The following is a 1,746-nucleotide window of genomic DNA, read 5'->3' on the forward strand; positions in this document are numbered from 1 at the left end:
CGGGCTCGGTCATGTCATGGCGGAACCGGGCCAGGGTGACATGCGGGCGAAACCGCGTGCGCGGCAGATCCATGCCGACACGGCGCGCCGCCTCTTTGAGGCTCCGGTGCAGCGCCAGCAGGGCCGGCGCCGGTTTCACCCTGAGATACAAGAGCCGCGGGCGCTTGCCGCCGAACAGATCCAGCCCCGCCAGTTCCAGATCGAAACCCGGACAGTCCAGAGCGTTCAAAGCCTCGTGCAGCGCGACCAGCATCGCCTGCGGCTGATCGTCGAGAAAGGCCAGCGTCAGGTGCAGGTTTTCCTCGGGCACAGGGCGTCCGGCCCGCAGACCGGCCTGCAGCGCCGCCACCTGCGCCCGCAGATCCTCGGGCAGGTCGATGGCCAGAAAGGCGCGCATCAGGGCGCCGGGTCGACTCTCAGCCGCGCGAACAGCCGCAGCGCGTGGCTGGCGTCATCGGCCGCCACCGGCATCATCCGGTCATAGGCGGCGGCGATCACCGCCGCGATCTCGGGGCGCAGCACCGTGGCGCCATTGTCCGGCAGCACCGCCAGCGGCGAGCGGTTTGCAAAGGCGCTGTCCGACCACAGCAGCATCACCTGCACCGCCTGGGTCAGGGCCAGGGTCTCGGCCGGGATCGCGGCCATCTCGTCGCTCATGCGCAGAAAGACGAAACTGGCCTGGATGGCGCCGTCATCGTCGAAGCGGAAGGCGCGGTACTGGGTGGCATCGCCCTGTTTCAGCCGCGCCACCAGCGGCGCCAGATCGGGAATCATCCGCCCAAGGTCGGGCAGCTCCAGCAGCTCGTCCCAGTCGCGGAAGAAGAACAGCATCAGGTTGGCGCCAAGCTCGGGGTCGGTCTCGGCCATCCGGTGGCCGGCAAGGGTGACCATGGCCTCGATCGCGCCCTTGATCACCGGCACCGTCTCGTCCAGCACCCCGAAGACCACCGGCACGATCGGCCGCCCCCAGCGGGCAAAGAGATAGGTTCCGTCGCGGCGGGTGAACAGCGCTTCGATCTCTTCCGGGCTCATGGCGCACTCCTTGCTGACCTGGCGCCTGTTTCCCCAATCAGCCCCGCAATGGCAAGCCCCGCCCGGTCTTCATCTTGCCGTAAATGCTCCGGGGGAGGGCGGCTTTTGCCAAAAAGACGTCCGGGGGCAGCGCCCCCTGCCCGCTCAGCGGAAAAGATCGCTCTGATCGGGGCGCCGGGGCGGCGCCAGCCCCAGATGCTGCCAGGCCTTCTGCGCCAGCATGCGCCCGCGCGGCGTGCGCTGGATCAGCCCCTGCTGCAAGAGAAACGGCTCGATCACCTCTTCCAGCGCGTCGCGCGCCTCGCTCAGCGCCGCCGAGATGGTGTCGATCCCCACCGGCCCGCCGGCATAGTTCTCGGCGATGAAACGCAGATAGCGCCGGTCGGCCCCGTCAAGCCCGAGGTGATCGACCCCGAGCCGGGTCAGCGCCCCGTCGGCCAGATCGCGCGTCACCCGCCCGTCGCCCTCGACCAGGGCGAAATCCACCACCCGGCGCAGCAGCCGACCGGCGATGCGCGGCGTGCCGCGCGAGCGCCGCGCGATCTCGCGGGCGCCGCCCTCATCCGAGGGCACCCCCAGTTTGCGGGCATTGCGGGTGACAATCTGATGCAGCTCGTCCTCGGTGTAGAACTGCAACCGCGTCGGGATGCCGAAGCGGTCGCGCAGCGGCGTGGTCAGCAGCCCCAGCCGGGTGGTCGCCCCGACCAGGGTGAA

The 1,746-nt window shown here is 69.7% G+C and carries 3 protein-coding genes; all 3 read right to left on the bottom strand.

Features of this window, described 5'->3' with window-relative positions:
* Positions 1 to 397 (bottom strand): RNA 2',3'-cyclic phosphodiesterase (gene thpR / locus ABZD10_RS15490; protein ID WP_372887905.1); only part of this gene is annotated, 397 nt, incomplete at its 3' end.
* On the bottom strand, positions 397 to 1,032 hold the full coding sequence (locus ABZD10_RS15495) for a hypothetical protein (RefSeq protein ID WP_372887907.1): 636 nt from the start codon (positions 1,030 to 1,032) through the stop codon (positions 397 to 399). The genes thpR and ABZD10_RS15495, both read right to left, overlap by 1 nt.
* Positions 1,033 to 1,176: 144 nt before the next feature.
* Positions 1,177 to 1,746, bottom strand: a 570-nt coding sequence (locus ABZD10_RS15500) for a Holliday junction DNA helicase RuvB C-terminal domain-containing protein (protein WP_372887909.1), incomplete at its 5' end; no start/stop codon positions are given.

This window comes from Shimia sp., assembly GCF_041624275.1.
In the GTDB taxonomy this organism is placed as follows: domain Bacteria; phylum Pseudomonadota; class Alphaproteobacteria; order Rhodobacterales; family Rhodobacteraceae; genus Shimia.